The 14,388-nt window shown below is 71.0% G+C and carries 18 protein-coding genes and 2 pseudogenes; 8 read left to right on the forward strand and 12 right to left on the reverse strand.

The annotated features are described in order from the left end of the window. A pseudogene (locus ACFY2Q_RS29105) lies at positions 1-641 on the reverse strand (integrase); the annotation flags it as partial. 103 nt (positions 642-744) lie between these two features. Here ACFY2Q_RS29105 and ACFY2Q_RS29110 point away from each other — a divergent pair. After that, a complete protein-coding gene (locus ACFY2Q_RS29110) occupies positions 745-1,332 on the forward strand; it encodes a transposase (protein WP_387135827.1) in 588 nt (195 codons plus the stop codon). Here ACFY2Q_RS29110 and ACFY2Q_RS29115 read toward each other — a convergent pair. The 7 genes from ACFY2Q_RS29115 to ACFY2Q_RS29145 are packed head-to-tail and all read right to left on the reverse strand — an operon-like array spanning position 1,263 to position 4,546. Further along, positions 1,263-1,610, reverse strand: a complete 348-nt coding sequence (locus ACFY2Q_RS29115) for a hypothetical protein (protein ID WP_387135797.1) — start codon at positions 1,608-1,610, stop codon at positions 1,263-1,265. The two genes, ACFY2Q_RS29110 and ACFY2Q_RS29115, sit on opposite strands and share 70 nt — an antisense overlap. Further along, a complete protein-coding gene (locus ACFY2Q_RS29120) occupies positions 1,607-2,152 on the reverse strand; it encodes a hypothetical protein (protein ID WP_387135799.1) in 546 nt (181 codons plus the stop codon). Before ACFY2Q_RS29120 ends, ACFY2Q_RS29115 begins: the two co-directional genes overlap by 4 nt. Next, on the reverse strand, positions 2,152-2,703 hold the full coding sequence (locus ACFY2Q_RS29125) for a hypothetical protein (protein ID WP_387135801.1): 552 nt from the start codon (positions 2,701-2,703) through the stop codon (positions 2,152-2,154). Before ACFY2Q_RS29125 ends, ACFY2Q_RS29120 begins: the two co-directional genes overlap by 1 nt. Before the next feature lie 34 nt (positions 2,704-2,737). After that, a complete protein-coding gene (locus tag ACFY2Q_RS29130; RefSeq protein ID WP_354992425.1) occupies positions 2,738-3,304 on the reverse strand; it encodes a hypothetical protein in 567 nt (188 codons plus the stop codon). An 18-nt stretch (positions 3,305-3,322) separates the two neighbouring features. Continuing rightward, positions 3,323-3,454 carry a hypothetical protein gene (locus ACFY2Q_RS29135; RefSeq protein ID WP_354992424.1) on the reverse strand — a complete coding sequence of 44 codons (132 nt, stop codon included), beginning with the start codon at positions 3,452-3,454 and terminating at the stop codon, positions 3,323-3,325. Then, the gene (locus tag ACFY2Q_RS29140) at positions 3,451-4,023 is read right to left on the reverse strand and encodes a hypothetical protein (RefSeq protein WP_387135804.1); all 573 of its coding nucleotides are present in this window, start codon (positions 4,021-4,023) and stop codon (positions 3,451-3,453) included. Before ACFY2Q_RS29140 ends, ACFY2Q_RS29135 begins: the two co-directional genes overlap by 4 nt. Beyond that, a complete protein-coding gene (locus ACFY2Q_RS29145; RefSeq protein ID WP_387135806.1) occupies positions 4,016-4,546 on the reverse strand; it encodes a MauE/DoxX family redox-associated membrane protein in 531 nt (176 codons plus the stop codon). Before ACFY2Q_RS29145 ends, ACFY2Q_RS29140 begins: the two co-directional genes overlap by 8 nt. Positions 4,547-4,669: 123 nt before the next feature. On the opposite strand from ACFY2Q_RS29145, the gene ACFY2Q_RS29150 reads away from it, so the two are divergent. Together ACFY2Q_RS29150 and ACFY2Q_RS29155 are read left to right on the forward strand one after the other, a co-directional pair. Continuing rightward, positions 4,670-5,896, forward strand: a complete 1,227-nt coding sequence (locus ACFY2Q_RS29150; RefSeq protein ID WP_387135808.1) for a PQQ-binding-like beta-propeller repeat protein — start codon at positions 4,670-4,672, stop codon at positions 5,894-5,896. A gap of 16 nt (positions 5,897-5,912) precedes the next feature. Beyond that, complete coding sequence (locus tag ACFY2Q_RS29155; RefSeq protein ID WP_387135810.1) at positions 5,913-6,422, forward strand: hypothetical protein; 510 nt, start codon at positions 5,913-5,915, stop codon at positions 6,420-6,422. Between the two features lie 217 nt (positions 6,423-6,639). On the opposite strand, the gene ACFY2Q_RS29160 is transcribed toward ACFY2Q_RS29155, so the two are convergent. Together ACFY2Q_RS29160 and ACFY2Q_RS29165 are read right to left on the reverse strand one after the other, a co-directional pair. Further along, on the reverse strand, positions 6,640-6,984 hold the full coding sequence (locus ACFY2Q_RS29160; protein ID WP_387135812.1) for a hypothetical protein: 345 nt from the start codon (positions 6,982-6,984) through the stop codon (positions 6,640-6,642). Positions 6,985-7,684: 700 nt separating this feature from the next. Beyond that, a complete protein-coding gene (locus tag ACFY2Q_RS29165; RefSeq protein ID WP_387135815.1) occupies positions 7,685-8,656 on the reverse strand; it encodes a hypothetical protein in 972 nt (323 codons plus the stop codon). A gap of 185 nt (positions 8,657-8,841) precedes the next feature. Between ACFY2Q_RS29165 and ACFY2Q_RS29170 the strand changes: the two are divergent. The 5 genes and pseudogenes from ACFY2Q_RS29170 to ACFY2Q_RS29190 form a co-directional block, all read left to right on the forward strand. After that, positions 8,842-9,096 (forward strand): annotated as a pseudogene (locus ACFY2Q_RS29170) (transposase family protein); the annotation flags it as partial. 97 nt (positions 9,097-9,193) lie between these two features. Continuing rightward, a complete protein-coding gene (locus ACFY2Q_RS29175) occupies positions 9,194-9,589 on the forward strand; it encodes an SRPBCC domain-containing protein (protein ID WP_387135817.1) in 396 nt (131 codons plus the stop codon). 23 nt (positions 9,590-9,612) lie between these two features. Then, positions 9,613-10,134 (forward strand): SRPBCC domain-containing protein, encoded by a 522-nt coding sequence (locus ACFY2Q_RS29180; protein ID WP_387135819.1) that lies wholly within the window; start codon positions 9,613-9,615, stop codon positions 10,132-10,134. A 264-nt stretch (positions 10,135-10,398) separates the two neighbouring features. Then, positions 10,399-11,100 carry a hypothetical protein gene (locus tag ACFY2Q_RS29185; RefSeq protein ID WP_387135829.1) on the forward strand — a complete coding sequence of 234 codons (702 nt, stop codon included), beginning with the start codon at positions 10,399-10,401 and terminating at the stop codon, positions 11,098-11,100. Positions 11,101-11,229: 129 nt separating this feature from the next. Next, the gene (locus ACFY2Q_RS29190; RefSeq protein ID WP_387135821.1) at positions 11,230-11,508 is read left to right on the forward strand and encodes a BON domain-containing protein; all 279 of its coding nucleotides are present in this window, start codon (positions 11,230-11,232) and stop codon (positions 11,506-11,508) included. Between the two features lie 25 nt (positions 11,509-11,533). Here ACFY2Q_RS29190 and ACFY2Q_RS29195 read toward each other — a convergent pair whose 3' ends face one another. Together ACFY2Q_RS29195 and ACFY2Q_RS29200 are read right to left on the reverse strand one after the other, a co-directional pair. Beyond that, positions 11,534-13,135 (reverse strand): hypothetical protein, encoded by a 1,602-nt coding sequence (locus ACFY2Q_RS29195; protein WP_387135823.1) that lies wholly within the window; start codon positions 13,133-13,135, stop codon positions 11,534-11,536. Continuing rightward, complete coding sequence (locus ACFY2Q_RS29200) at positions 13,132-14,022, reverse strand: ABC transporter ATP-binding protein (protein WP_387135825.1); 891 nt, start codon at positions 14,020-14,022, stop codon at positions 13,132-13,134. Before ACFY2Q_RS29200 ends, ACFY2Q_RS29195 begins: the two co-directional genes overlap by 4 nt. Positions 14,023-14,388: the final 366 nt, after the last annotated feature.

Raw genomic sequence — 14,388 nt, forward strand, 5'->3', positions numbered from 1 at the left:
GCACCGAGAACGCGGACGCGGCGGGTGGCGTGTTCGATAACCGCAAGGACGTAGAGCCGGGCGCCGGTCAGGGTGGTGGTTTCGAAGAAGTCGGCGGCGATGATGACCTGCGCCTGGGAGCGCAAGAACGTTGCCCAAGTGGTGGCTGTGCGCTGGGGCGCCGGGTCGATCCCGGCCTGCTGCAGGATCTCCCAGACGGTGGAAGCAGCGACCTTCACCCCCAGGACGAGCAGTTCGCCGTGGATACGGCGGTACCCCCACGTGGTGTTCTCGCGGGCCAGGCGCAGCACCAGCCGGCGGATCGACCGTACGGTGCGTGGCCGTCCGGACCGCCGGGGTCGGGACATTTTGGCGTGCCTGCGGGCGATCAGGTCACGGTGCCAGCCCAGCACGGTCTCCGGGCGAACCAGCAGCCGCAGGTCGCGGAGCACGGCGCGCGGTAGCCGGTGGAGCACCGCGGCAAGCCACGCCCGGTCAGCCGGGGTGAACCGGACCCTCTCGCCATGCAGTTGCCGCTGCAGGACGGCGACCTGGTGACGCAGCACGAGGATCTCGGCATCCTTGTCCCGGTCGCTCAACGGCAGCAGCCGCAGCAGCGCGAGAGTGTTGGTTACGCCAAGGTAGGCCAGTCGCAGCAGCACAACAGGTCATCCTCGCGCACCGCACAACGCCGATCACTCGCCGCGTCAGGACCGGGCGGGCTCAAGGCTGCAGGTGAGTTCGGCTCTCTCAGTGATCAAGGTTGTGAACAGGACGGACGGGGCTTTCGGCACCCGCAAGGTCGCTGCGGGGCCCTGCCGGCGAGCAGCGCGGCTGGGGCGACGCCGAGCGCTCCGGCGACCGTCTCGATCGTCGAGAGCCGATCGAGGGTGCGGACTCCCCGCTCGACCTTGTCCACGCAGCTTTTCGCCCGACCAGCTCTACGACCTCACTCCTTCGCCGAACTGGACGATCACGAAATACTACGCGGGCCTGGACTGGGGTGAGTGCCACCACGACATCGCTGTGGTCGACGAGGCTGGTCAGCTCGTTAGCCAGCTACGCCTGACGGACGACGCGAACGGCCTGGCCCAACTTCTGGCCGCCCTTGCTGCGGTGCGCCGCAACCGGCGTTCGATCCCGATCGGAATCGAAACCGGCCGCGGTCTGATGGTCACAGGCCTACTCAAAATCCCCGCCCTGCCGCGATCCGGCGGGCCCCGGGCCCACAGGATCGGCGGGCCCGGGGCCTCAGCAGCGGCGGCCCCGGGCCTGGTCGGGTGTCAGCAGGAGCCCCAGTTCTCGCGGCAGATGCAGTTGCTCGTACCGCCGGAGCTGTTGGTGTACTTGTAGTCGCAGCAGTTGAAGCTCACCAGCGTCGAGCCCTCGTAGGCGCAGGTGCGCCAGCAGTGGGCGCCGCCGCAGATGGTGAGGCCCTTGCAGTTCTTCGCGCAGCAGCCGGAGCCGGTGCAGCACGGGCAGCCGTCGAGGCCGCGGCAGCCGTTGGGGACGGCCGCCTCGGCCCGGCCCGGGAACCAGGCCCCCACGGCGGCGGCGACCATCGAGGTGCCGGCGAAGGCCAGGAAGCGGTTGCGGGTCAGCTGGGTGGTGCGGATGCGCTCCTGGATCATGCGTGTGCCTCCTTGGTTGCGTGGACGGCCTGCCGCCACAGGTGGTCGAGGTTCGCGGCCGTGTCCGCGCCGCTGCCCTGGCCGGTCGCGACGATGTAGCCGTCGCGCTGCGCGATCGCCGTCGGGAAGGTGTGGAGGTTGAGGTCGGTGCGGATCTGCCGGGCCACGTCGCCGGCGATGACCGGCACCCCGGCCGGTACCGACGCGCGGACGTCGTCGGCCGTCGGGCCTGGCTCGCCGATGACGCAGGCGACCAGTGGCGCCTGCACCCGGCCGAGCTCGCCGGCCAGCCGCAGGCACGAGCCGCACGTGGTCGACAGCAGCACGACCAGCGACCGCGGCCCGAGCTCGCCCAGGCCTGCCAGCGCCTCGACGACGGAGTCCGGCAGCCGCCTCCCGATGACCAGTTTGGGTGGCCCCGCCGCGCCGTCGTCCTGGGCTAGGCGCAGGCGCAGCTCGGCGACGCCGCGGAGGGCGGCGAGGAACGCGACGGTGAGCACGACGCACATCGCGACGAGCGCGATGGCGACCACGCGCACCATCAGGCCCGGGCCAGGAGGCGCATGAAGTGCACGGTGAGGGTGCCGTCGCGCCGGTTGTCCAGGCACTGCAGGGCGACCGAGTCGCCGGCCCGGAGGTGGTGGGCGGTAAAGCCGACGAGTGGCTCCACGGCTTCGCCGACGTAGAGCAGCGTCCGCGGGTCGAGCCGGATCTGCTGGCCGTCGACGGTGATCGCGTCCGCGGCGACCTTGGCGACCCGGCCGTTGACCTCGCGGTGCAGTGGGACGGCGATGGCGGTACCGGTGGAATCCTCGACGAGCACGAGGTCGCCACCGCGCAGGGCCCAGCCGTAGGGGAGGGCCTGCGCCTCGAGGCTCCGCAGCGCGCCGTCGAACTGGCGGGGCCGGTCGGCCGGGGCCGTGCGGGCCCGGACGGACACCTGCCTGCCCGTAACCGCTTCGACGACGTTGATGCCGGGGGCCGGTGGTGGCGCCGCGTCGGCTGGGGAGGCCACGGCGACCGCCGCCGCCCCGCCGGCCGCGGCGGCCGAGCCGGTGATGAGCAGTTTGCGCCTGGACCATGGAACGCCCACGATCCGCTCCTTTCTGTCATGGCCCCGAGTCGCCTCAGGGCAGCTGATCCCGTAGGGGAATGACCAAGGTGATGATGAGCAGGCCGCCCAGCGCGACGAACGCGGCCGCGTCGGTGACGGCGCGCAGCGGTGTGATCAGGCCGCGCCCGGCGATCTGCAGCCCGGCCCGCCAGACCAGCAGCGAGCCGCCGACCCGGCTGGCCGCGTAGGCCGCCCAGCCCAGCGCCGACAGCCGCGGGTCGCCGATCGCGAACGCGGCGAGCGGCAAGAGGTAGAACAGCCAGTACCCGATGCGCGTGGTGAACCCGAGCCCGAGCGCGAAGCCGTTGTATGCGGCCGTACGCCAGTCCTCATGCGCCAGCCAGCGCCGGTCGGTCTCCCGGTCGAGCTGCCACGGCAGCCGCCGCCGGGCAGCTCCCAGCAGGACGGTCACCGCCGCCAGCCCGGCCAGCAGCAGCCGGGTCACCGGGTCGAGCAGGGCCCCGGCGAGGCCGATCACGCCGCCGGCGAGCAGGCCGGCGGTGATCGCCGCGCCCAGCAGGACGACACCGGCAACCGTCAGTGAGCCGAAGCACCCGGACACGCGGGCGCGTGTGATCATCACGACCACGTTGGGTCCTCAAGGCAGGGCCTGCTGGGCCAGGCCGACGGCGACCGCCGCGATGAGCAGCAGCCAGAACGGGTTCGCGCCGGCCCACACCGCGAGGCCGGCGCCGAGGGCCGCGCCAGCGGCTGCGGTCAGCAGTCTCACTGCGCGGGCTCGTGCTCATGGTCGTGTCGGTGCCCGGCGTCGGGGGCGTCGATGAGCGGCAGCTGCCGGCGCCGGTTCACGATCTTGGCCAGCCGGTCCAGCTCGCCGGTCTCGTGCAGGGTGCCCTTGGCCGCGACGATCCCGTCGACGAGCGCGACCCCGAACGGCGCCGAGTGCACCTGAAACCGTTCCAGCGCACCGCGGGCGTCGGCTCCGGTGACCCGGCGGACGCCGGCCGGCAGGCTCGCCACGACGCTGTCGCCGGACCCGGGCACGGTACCGTCATTGACGACGCAGAGGAACAGTTCGGGCAGCAGGCTGTGCCGGACCGCGTCGATGACCTCATGGCACGACGAGCAGTCGCCGAACAGGAACAGCACGACGTCGTCGCGGCCGAGGCCCGGCACGCGGGGCGCGAACGAGCCGACCGCCAGCCCGTCCATCGGCGTGCGGCCGATGCTGTCGACCCGGTCGGTGAGCAGCTCCAGCTCCCGGCGTACGACGAGCGCACCGAACCCCAGCAGCACGAGCCAGACCGCGGCGACGGCCAGCAGCGTCACCTCACCCATCGGCCGCTCCGCTTCCGTCGAGGGTGGTGGCGAACGGCCGCAGGGTCGCCATGGTGCTCAACACCAGGTAGCCGCACACGATGAGCACCCCGGCGAGCAGCCCGAGCAGCCGGTCGGCCGGGGGTTGGCTCGCGGCGGCGACACCGGAGGCCGCCGCGATGTACACCACGTTGCGCGCGACTGTGGCCCATGAGATTCGTTCACCGGTACCGAAACACGCGCACTCGAACGACCGCCCGCGGGCCAGGGCCACCGCGACCAGCGTGGTGAACACGGCGAGCAGGGCGACCCCGGCGAGGGCCGGCCAGCGCGGGCTCGGGCTCGCCACGAGGGCGACACCGAGCAGGACCTCGGCTCCGCCGAGCGCTCGCCCGGCGACCGGACGAATCCGCTTGAGCACGCCGAAGCGGACCATGGCGAGGGCGCTGTCGAAGGGCCGGCGCAGTTTCGGGACCCCGCTGGCGACGAACATCGCGGCGAGGACGCCGACAGCCACCGCAAGCACGGGCCCCGTCACCGTCATGTCGTGGACGGTACGGTGTCGCATCATGAGCATCAATATTGAGAACCGTAATTAGTCCGGTGGTGAAAAGCTCGCAAATGCCGCACCGGGTCCAACACATCCGGTTCGTGAGACGCTGACCGCATGCCGTCCGCCGCCGTGATCGACCTGGACGCCACCGCCGACCCTGCCCCGCCCGGGACGAGGCGCTGGCTCCCGGCCCTGGTGGCCGTCGGCGTGCTGGCGTTCGCGGGCGGGGCCGAAGCTGCGGCACCGTTGAAGCCTTCGCTGGTCCTGCCGCCCGACGGTACCGTCGACGTCCGCTCCGACGGCCACACCGTCTTCGTGCTGGCCCCGTCCGTCGTCGCTGCCTACGAGGTGCCCGGCGGCCGGCAGCGGTGGGCCGTACCGGTCACCGGCGCCGCGCAGCTCGTCGCCGCCGAACGGGGCCGGGTGGTGATCGCCGAGGCCGAGCCGGCCACGCTCACCGCGCTGGACGCCGGCACCGGCGTGCCGGTGTGGCAGGTCGGCGGCTACGCACCGGTCCTGCACGGCACGGCCGGCGCCGACGGTGTCGTCGTCGCCGACCTCCGCGGCACCCGGGCCGACCGGCCCGACCTGGCCGGCATCGACATCCGCACCGGTACGGTGCGCTGGACCCTGCCGGCGGCGCCCGGCACCACCCGGGCCATCGACCCGGTCGGCTCCGACGCGGCCGACCTGCGCGTCACGATCGCCGAGCTCGACGCCGAAGGGGTACTGCGGGTGCATCGCGCCGACACCGGCGCGCTCGTGCGGACCGTCACGCTTGAGCGGCCCGGGAAGGTCGACGGCTTCGACGTTGCCGCGGATCGGGTGCTGGCGTACCGGGCCGACCAGGGGGAGCTGGTGGGCGGCGCCGTGTTCGACCTGACGACCGGCCGGCAGCTGTGGCAGCACCCGGCCGAGCCGGACGGTGTTCAGCTCCAGTGGTGCGGCGGCCTGGTGTGCCGCACCGGCGCCGACGGCGTCACCGCGCTGGACCCGGACACCGGCGGCGTGCGGTGGCGGCTGGCCGGCTGGACCGCGCTGGGCCCGCTCGGCGACGGCCGCATGCTCGCCACCCGGTCCACGCCGGGCGGCCTGGTTCTCGACGCCGCGACCGGGCGGGTCGACGTGCGCTTCGACGGCTGGTCGGTGCTCGGCAGTACCGCCGCCGGTGACCTCCTGGTCACCGCCGCCCGGACGCCGCTGATCGGCGCGCTCGACCCCGCGACCGGAGCGGTGCACGTGCTGGGCCGGGCCGCCTCCCCGCCGACGCAATGCATCACGACCGCGACGCTCATGGCCTGTTGGAGCGGCCGGGTCTCGATCTGGACCCCAGCCGCCTGAGGAGAGAGGCAACGCTGTGCGAGCAATCCCGCTGTTCGTCGTGGCACTGGTGCTCTGCGGGTGTACTGCACCAGCCCCGCCCGCCGCCGGCCCGACCTCGCCGGCCGGGTCGGCGCCGGTGCCGTCGTCGCCGGCCGCGTCGCCGCCGGTGCCGGCCTTCCAGCAGAGCCTGCCCGGCAGCGCCCGGCGCGAGTGCGTCGCGGTGCCCGGCGACGCCACGCTGGTGCGCTCGGGCGACTTCATCGCCGGGGACTTCGTCGAGTACCGCCGGCAATGGCATCCTGACCTCGGCCCCGACCTGGGCAAGCTGTTCTGGCTGCCGGCCCGCCCCCAGCTCAACGCCGCGCTCACCGTGACCGCGACCTCCGGCGGCCGCACCGAGACCTACAGCGCCGGCTCGCTGGCGACCAACGACGCCGGGCAGGCGATGTACCCCAGCGGCATCCCGTTGCCGGCCGCCGGAACGTGGAAGCTCGTCGCGCAGGCCGGCGACGGGTGGGGGTGCTTCGAGCTGACACTGCTCTGACCGGCGTTCGGCGCGCGCCCGGGCCCAGCTCAGCGGACAACACCAACGCCAGTCAGCTCCGATCCCAAATGAACGGCTACCTCAAAGACGGGGCGCTCAACCACCGAGAAGGACACGATTCAGCCTGGCCAGCGGCTCGGACTTGCTCTAACGTCTCCAGTTTCACGGCTCGCCCCTCAACATGGCAGATGCGTTGCGCATGAAGGACAGCAACCCGCTACCGAGCCAGTGTCGACCGAGCCCAGTTGACGATGCTGGCTGCCAGCGGCGACACCGTCTCGAACTGCGGCCGATGTCGGGTCTGGAGCAGATGTGGATGCTCGATGGGTAAGTCGGGTAGGTCGTTCTCGCGGACACGGACGACGAGATGCCCGGAGGTCAGTAGGTCGGCTGCCTTCTCGAGATCCAGGGCGGCCTTGTCTCGATGCCAGTACTCTCCGTCGTACTCAACAACCAGAGGTCGCTCGGCTACGACGGTCAGCACATCAACCCGCCAGGCCGGCCCGCCGCCCGATCGCGCGATTCGGGCATCTTGCCGTGTCGCGGGGATCAGTGTCTTCATAGCCTCGGCGAGCGCAGTCTCGATCGCTGACGTGCCGGCTGTCGAGCACGTCGGGCACCCCGTACCGGACGACCGGACCATCACCGGGGCCTCCCACTCGTGACTCGCGTCGGCGGGGCAGACTGCCCTTCCCCTCGTAGCGTGGAGGCCAGAGCTTGAGGGATAGGGGTTCACGGCTGAGACGAGACGCCAGTATTACGGGAGCGTCGCCCTGGCTACGGTCGACGTGCCTGCGGGCACGGTGACGGTCAAGCAGGTCGCGCCGGCGAGTGAGGCTGTCCGACCGAGGGTCCTGCCCGCTCCCGACAGAAAACGGGTGGCGATCAACGACTCCACTGGCTGGTACACCACGAGCCTCGACGGTGCTTCAGGCCCAGCCCGTCAGCCCCTCAGTGATCAGCAGAATCTCGGCGAAATCCTCTTTTTGGCCTGAAGCCACTCCTCGGAGATCATGACCCGGCTGGCCCGCGGCGTTGGCCGGCCGGGGCCTGCTGTCTCGGCCTGATCGATGGCGTCGCCCGCTCGGCCGTGCAGTTGTTGCGCGGAAAGCCTCAGTGCGGCGCCCTCCGGTAGGGAGGCGCCGGGTTACTACAACCCCGGCGCCTCCATGGTCGACGGCGCCGCGAGGGTCAGTGGGGGAAGCGTCCTCCGGGTGGTGCCCTAGCGGAGCGTCTCAGCTCTCGTCAGCTGGAGTACGAGATCACTTCCCGACTTGCGATCCTGGGTAGAGGCGTCGCCTGGTGCCCGGCGCCGAGTTGCTCGTGGCCTTCGGGGCCTGGGTGGATCTCGGCGGTGGCGCGACGGCCGTCAACGGCCCGGGGATACCCAACTCCTCTACCACCACGACTCTCTCCGCCGGTATCTCTTCCTTGGTCTGGAAGTTGTTCGCGTCGCCGCTGCGGTCGTGGCGCCACGCGTCGTTGCCGTTGACGTGGTTCTTCGGCATGTCGAAGGCGAGGACGAGCCCGCCCTCGTGGGCGACGTCGCGCAGGGTCGGCTCGCGGCGTTTCTTCCCCATGGCCCATTCGGTGTGTTGCCGGGCGTAGGACAGTGCCAGGTCGTAGTCGAGGGTGACGGTGTTCCAGCCCTGGTCCTTGCTCTCGCTGGCGACGTCGTGCTTCTCCCAGCGTTTGCAACCGATGTCGCTGCCGGCTTTGCCCGGCATCAGCCCCGTGGCCCGGATGCCGTCGCCGTAATAGTTGGACCGGTTGGTGCCGTGATAGAACCGGTAGACGTCCGCGGGCGGCGGATTCTGAGGCGGGTTTGCCAACCGCCACAGCCGTTGTTGCACGTCGTTGTGCCTCCGAAGCGCCTCCTCGTCGAGTGTGTTCACGCCGAGGTGCTCGGATGCCGTGGCCAACCGGTACAGGATCAGCTTGTCCGCGACGGCGACGAGCTCTGGCGTGGCGTACTTCGGGGACAGGACGATGGTGTTGGTGCCCGGCACGTATTCGCTGCCGACGGGCGTGTGGAGAAGAACCACCGTCAGTGGCATGCCGTATCTGGTTTCGAGAGCTCTCACCACCTCGGCGACCACCTGCTCGGCCGCGAGCCAGTGCGCCAGACGCGCGGACAGCGTCTGATCCGGGAGCGGGACCGGTAGTTGCGCTCGTGCAGGGTCAGCGGCGGCGTCCCCGCGAGGGCGGGTCGGCTCGTCGGAATGGACGGGCACCGTGGGGGCACCGGATCGGACGGGCACCAGCGGAGGCCGAGAAGTCTGCTCGGTGGGTAGATGGTTCGGCTGCATTCCGTGACGTTACGCATAGCCATCGCCGCGAATAATCGAGTAGTCCTCAATCGGACCGGGATGCCTTCAGCTCACGCCTTCATCGGTGCCCCTGGCCGGCCGAACCGGCCAAGGGCTATCAAGGTGCCCCCGGCAGCGTGCGCACCCCGTTCAAGCGGCACCGCTTCCGGCCGAAGCTGTCACGCCGGCAGAAGGCCGTCAACCGGGCCCACGCGAAGATCCGCGCCCGAGGCGAACGCGCGATCGCCACACTCAAGACCTGGAAAATCCTGGTCAAGCTGCGCTGCTGCCCACGCCGAGCCACCGCGATCGTGCAAGCCATCCTTGTCCTGCACCACGTCGAAGCCGACCGCCACGCAGGATGAAATTGGCTCAATGACATCGGGTACGGACATCGCGGCTACCGCACGGCTGGACGGCGACCGGCCTTGCTGAGGCTGCGCCGCGGCTATCCGGCCGGCTGTGGCGGTCAGCGACTCGGAGGAGATCAGCACCTGGTGGGCGCCGACGCGGCTACGGTTGGAACCCCGCAGGGGCGGGAAGGTGACGTTCCTGGCCCCCGGCGAGCCGCCGGCGTTCGGAGAAGTGCTGGAGTTCGACGAGGGCCGGACGATCGCGTTCACCTGGGACGCTGACATCGTGCGCTGGCAGGTGGAGCCGGACGGCGATGCGGCGGTCCTGACCCTGGAGACCACCGTCGAGAAGCCGGAGTACCTGGCGCACTGCGCCGCCGGCTGGCACACCGGACTGCGTCAGCTCTGCGACTACCTGGCCGGGCAACCGGTGCGTACGCCGGAGCAGTCGCTGGACCCCGCGGTGGTCGAGCACTACCGCCAGATCCTGCGCACCCCCGCATGAGCACACGACACGAGGGAGAAACAGTGACCGAGCTTCGCTTCCCGAGCGACGACGAGTTCCCGACCGACATGCGCCTGCAGCGCGGCGGCAAGGGTGACGACCGGCTGCGCCTGGAACGCCACTACGACACCCGGGTCGAGCGGGTGTGGCAGGCGCTGACCGACAGCGAGGAGATGTCCGCGTGGTTCGCCTGCGCGGTGGAGTACGGCGAGCTCACGCCGGGCAGCACGCTCGAACTGCGATTCCCCGACGGTGACCCGGAACCGGGCAAGATCCTCGAGGTGGAACCGGGTCGGCTGATCGCGTTCACCTGGCAGAAGGAGTCGCTGACGTTCGAGGTGACATCGGAACGCGGCGGCACCCGGTTCGTCTTCGTCACGACGGTGCAGGATCCGGAGCACATCCCGTACTCGGCGGCCGGGTACTACCAGTCGGTGGAGGAGGGCCTCACCGGGTTCCTCGATCCGGACGCGAAGGCACGGGACATGCCTTCCTTCGACGACCTGGTCAAGCGGGTCGCCGCCGAGTGGAATCTGGACAGTTAGGCGTTGCGGGCGGCCCCGGCATGGACGTTCGTCCGTGCCGGGGCCGCTTCGCACTCTTGGAGATGCCCGGGTCACGCGGCCGATGCCACGATCGCTGCACCGGGCCGATCAGCGGCCGGCCAGAGACCGGACTCTGGCGCCGCTGCCGACCAGGAACTGCTAGACGATCGCGGGACACGCCGGTGCGGCCTCGATCAGCCCACTGAGCCGCCTGATGGCTGCACTCGTACCGCCTACAACTGGGCCAAGAACGGCAAGCTCAACGTGCCGATCCATCGCACCCTCACCGGCCGCCTGGTCGTGCTCGACGACGAGACACCCGGTGATGCCCATCCGTTTGTGGCCGCCTACGCCGAGGCGCTGAGCCTGCCCGTCGGCGTGCATTCCGGCGACCTGCACCACTCGCCGGTCCTCGAGGCTTGGGGTGTGGACCTGTACGACACGGTCGCCGACGACTTGCGTCCCGTGGTGCTGCAGCTGGCCCACGCGGCGGCCTGCGCCCGCCCGAAGCGGGACGCGTGGTGGCGACTGACTGACTGGCTCGGGCGCGTCGAGCTGGCCGACTGGTACACCTCGACCGGTTTCTCCGAGGTAGCTGCGCTCATCAGTGGGCGGCAGCCGATCACCGACCAGGACAGCTACCTCGACTGGTGGCCGTGTGGCGTCGGCTCGCACGAGTTCTGGCAGGACTTCGACGCCGCCGCGGCGCAGGCCGTCACCGCCGCCGGGCTCGGCCCGTCCGAGCACAATGACGCGGTCTCGTGGCTCACCGAGTCGGCCCTGACGGACAACATCGCGATCGCCGGGCGCCGCGAGAGCCTGCGCAACCGGCTCGACAAGCTGGCCGGCACCACCACCGACCACGAGCAGATTCCCACCATCCCTGACCGCAGCGACCTGTGGAGCCTGCGCGGTATGTACCCCGAGCCGGCCTGGGCCACCTGCAAGTTCGTCGAGTACCGGTAGTTCTTACTCCGAGCGGCCAAGCGGTGATCGCGGGTCGGGACCCAACCCTGAGTTCCGGCTACCCCCGACCGGTGTTCCGGCGGCCGGACGTGAGCCGCCAGAACACCGAAGTACCCGCGAGGAGGCACGATGACCTACGTCCCCTGGTTCTTTCCCGACGACCCTCCACCGCTGTTCCAGACCGGGCCGACCTCTGATGATGCCCGTCTGGCCTGCCAGCTGCTTGAGCGCATGCAGCGCGATCCCCGGTTGCGTCACGAACGCATCTGCATCGAAGTGCAAAACCGCGTGGCCATCCTGGAGGGAGTAATCACGTCCGCTGATGTGAGCACGGAGGCCCACGCCCTTGCCTGGTGCACTCCGGGAGTGCACGACGTCAACAACCGGCTGCGCTCGTTGGAGCGGTGAGCGGCGGTTGAGACGGCGGCCCCGCTCAGGCACACAGGTCACGGCGGCGGTAGCCGACTGTGCCGGCGGCCAGGCCTGCCGCAGCGATGCCGGCCATCACCGCCGCCGCTACCCAGGCAGGTGCGGTGGCCGGCACCGCGGCCAGGTGCGCGAACGGGGACAGCGCGCGCATCCAGAAAGGCGCGCCGATGCTGTCGGCAACGACCTGCCACAGGAACCCGCCAGCGGCCGGCAGCGCGCCGATCGCCGCGACGGCGCGCGGTGTCCATCCGAGCGCCAGGACGGCAGCTCCCAGACACAGCAGGACGACCGGCACGACGTTCCAGGCCCCGGCGAGGGCGTCGCCGACCGAGAGGCCGGCATGGACGGTGGCCGTGCCGGCCCACATGGCGGCGCCCGCGACCGTGATCAGGACCAGCGCGGCGCAGCCAGCGACGGCCGCCTCAGCGGCCAGCAGCCGTACCCGGGTTACCGGTGCGGCCAGTAGCAGGGTGAGACGCCGGGCATTCTCGTCCGCGGCGACGGCGGCGAGCCGCACGGCGACGAACACCCCGACCGGCACGGCCAGCAGCGCGAACAGGGTGGCCGCGTAGCCCTCGACCGTGCCGAGCGCCGGAAAACCGGCCTGGGCCGCCATCGTTGCGAACTCAGGGTTGCCGGTCAGGAATTCGGTCATGGAGCGGGCGATCAGGCCCAGAAGCAGGAAGTACGCGCCGATCCCGGCCGACCATGCGGCCAGCGGCCGCATCGTGCGTAGCATTGCGAAGGCCGGCACCGAACCGAGCAACGCGGTGCGCGCCGGCCGGCTGCCCGTCGTAGCAAGGATCGCCGCGCCGACGTCACGCCGCGCCGCGAGCCGACCCGCGAGGGTCAGTAGTAGCACTGCGGCGATCGCCAGCACCGATACCGGCAGCCCGCCATTGGTGTCGAACGGGCGGGTCATGGCCATCAGCCCGAACGGGGACACCCACCGGAGCCAGGCCAGCGCGTGCACACCGTCGCCGACCATCCGCATGAGGAGCCCGACGACCAGGACGGCCGCCGCGACACCGTTGGCCGCCGACCGGCTGACGAACAGTTGCGCGGTCACGCCTCCGACGGCGACGAAGAAGAGCCCGATGGCAGCGAGGCCGGTGCCGTGCAACGCCGAACCGGTGGCGTCCACTCCCGCCGCGATCATCGCCGCAGCGGTCGCCGCTCCAACGAGGACCGGGACGCCGGCCAGGACACCGAGGTGCTGGCGGACCGCCTCGGGGAGGGTGATGCGGCCGGACAGCAACAAACCCCAGCGGCCGGCGTCCTCCTCACCGCGGGTGATCCGGGTGGCGGCGAGCATCGCCCATACTCCGAGCAGGACGGCCAGGACGGTGCCCGTGCGCCACACGGTGAACCCGCCCGCGTGGTCGAGCGCGACCGGTTCGCCGAACAGGGTGCGGATCGCGGGGTTGCGGGCCAGCGCCGCCAGGGCGGCCGGATCCAGTGCCTCGCTGCGGTAGCCGACAACCACCAGCGCGGACATCCCCGCGCACACAGCGGTTACGACCAGGGCACCGCGGCGCACCTGGCGCACCGCGAGCCCTCTCAGCACCCGCTGCGGGCGGGCCGCTGCCGCCGGGGTCGCCATCATCGGGCGTTCTGCCCGTAGTAGGCGAGGAAAATCTCCTCCAGGCTCTGCTCGCGGACGACGATCGTCGCCACGTCAGCGTCGGCGAGGGCGCGCAACGCCGCGTCGGGGGAGCCGCTCAGGGTGAACCGGACGGTAGTGGCGCCGTCTTGGTGCAGGCCGTCGACGCCGAGGACACCAGCGAGGTCCGGTGGCGTGCCGGTGAATGTCGCGGCAACCTCGGTGTGGTGCAGCCGGCGCAGCTGTGCGACGGACGCCACCTCCACCAGCTCGCCGGCGCGCAGGATGCCGACGCGGTCGCAGACGGCCTCGACCTCGGCGAGTTGGTGGGAGCTGAGGAACACTGTCTGCCCGTTGTCGCGGGCCACCCCGACCGCCTGCCGGAACTGTAGTTCCACGAGCGGGTCCAGGCCGCTGGTTGGCTCGTCCAGCACCAGCAGAGGCGCCCGGGTGGCGAACGCCGCGATCAGAGCGACCTTCTGCCGGTTGCCCGTCGAGTAGGTGCCGGCAGGTTTGGACACGTCCAGCGCGAACCGTTGGATGAGCTCGTCGCGGTAGGCGGTGTCCGTGCCGGGGCCGACGCGGGCGAGTAGGTCCAGCACCTCGGCGCCGGTCATCCGTGGCCACAGCGCCGCATCCGCCGGCACGTAGGCGAGCCTGCGGTGGGCCGCGGCGACATCGGCGGCATCGGTGTCGAAGATCCACGCCCGTCCGGAGGTGGGTCGGGCAAGGCCGAGCAACAGCCGGATCGTCGTTGACTTTCCGGCGCCGTTGGGGCCGAGAAACCCGAACACCTCACCCGCCGCGACGTCGAGGGTGAGGCCATCGAGGGCGAGCAGCCGCCCGTACCGCTTGGACAGATGTTCGGTGCGCAGGGCAGAAACGCCCATCGGAGCCTCCAGAAGCCGCAGCACGACATGACCTGCCGACCAGACTTCCCGGCGCACCTGATGGGAGAGTACTCCCGGCGGTCGCGGCGCGAAGGCCGCCCGGGCTGGCGTTTGGGGTATGTCAGACTTGCAAGGTAAGTGCGGAGTTCGCGGCCCACGGCGAGCATGTGACGGGCTTGCCCCAGGTCGAGCTCACCAGCGTTTGTGAAACGCACTTCCGCACCCAACGTGTGCACCCGAAGTTTGGCCTGCAGGCGCTCGGCGCGGCCGGCCCTGTCTGTCAGGCTGAGATGAGGCAGCCTTCCCGGTGCGGCTAGGCTTGCCGGGAGACAGGAAGAGGATCATCGTGACACTACCCAGTACGCC

This window comes from Micromonospora sp. NPDC000316 (genome assembly GCF_042898885.1).
GTDB lineage: Bacteria > Actinomycetota > Actinomycetes > Mycobacteriales > Micromonosporaceae > Micromonospora.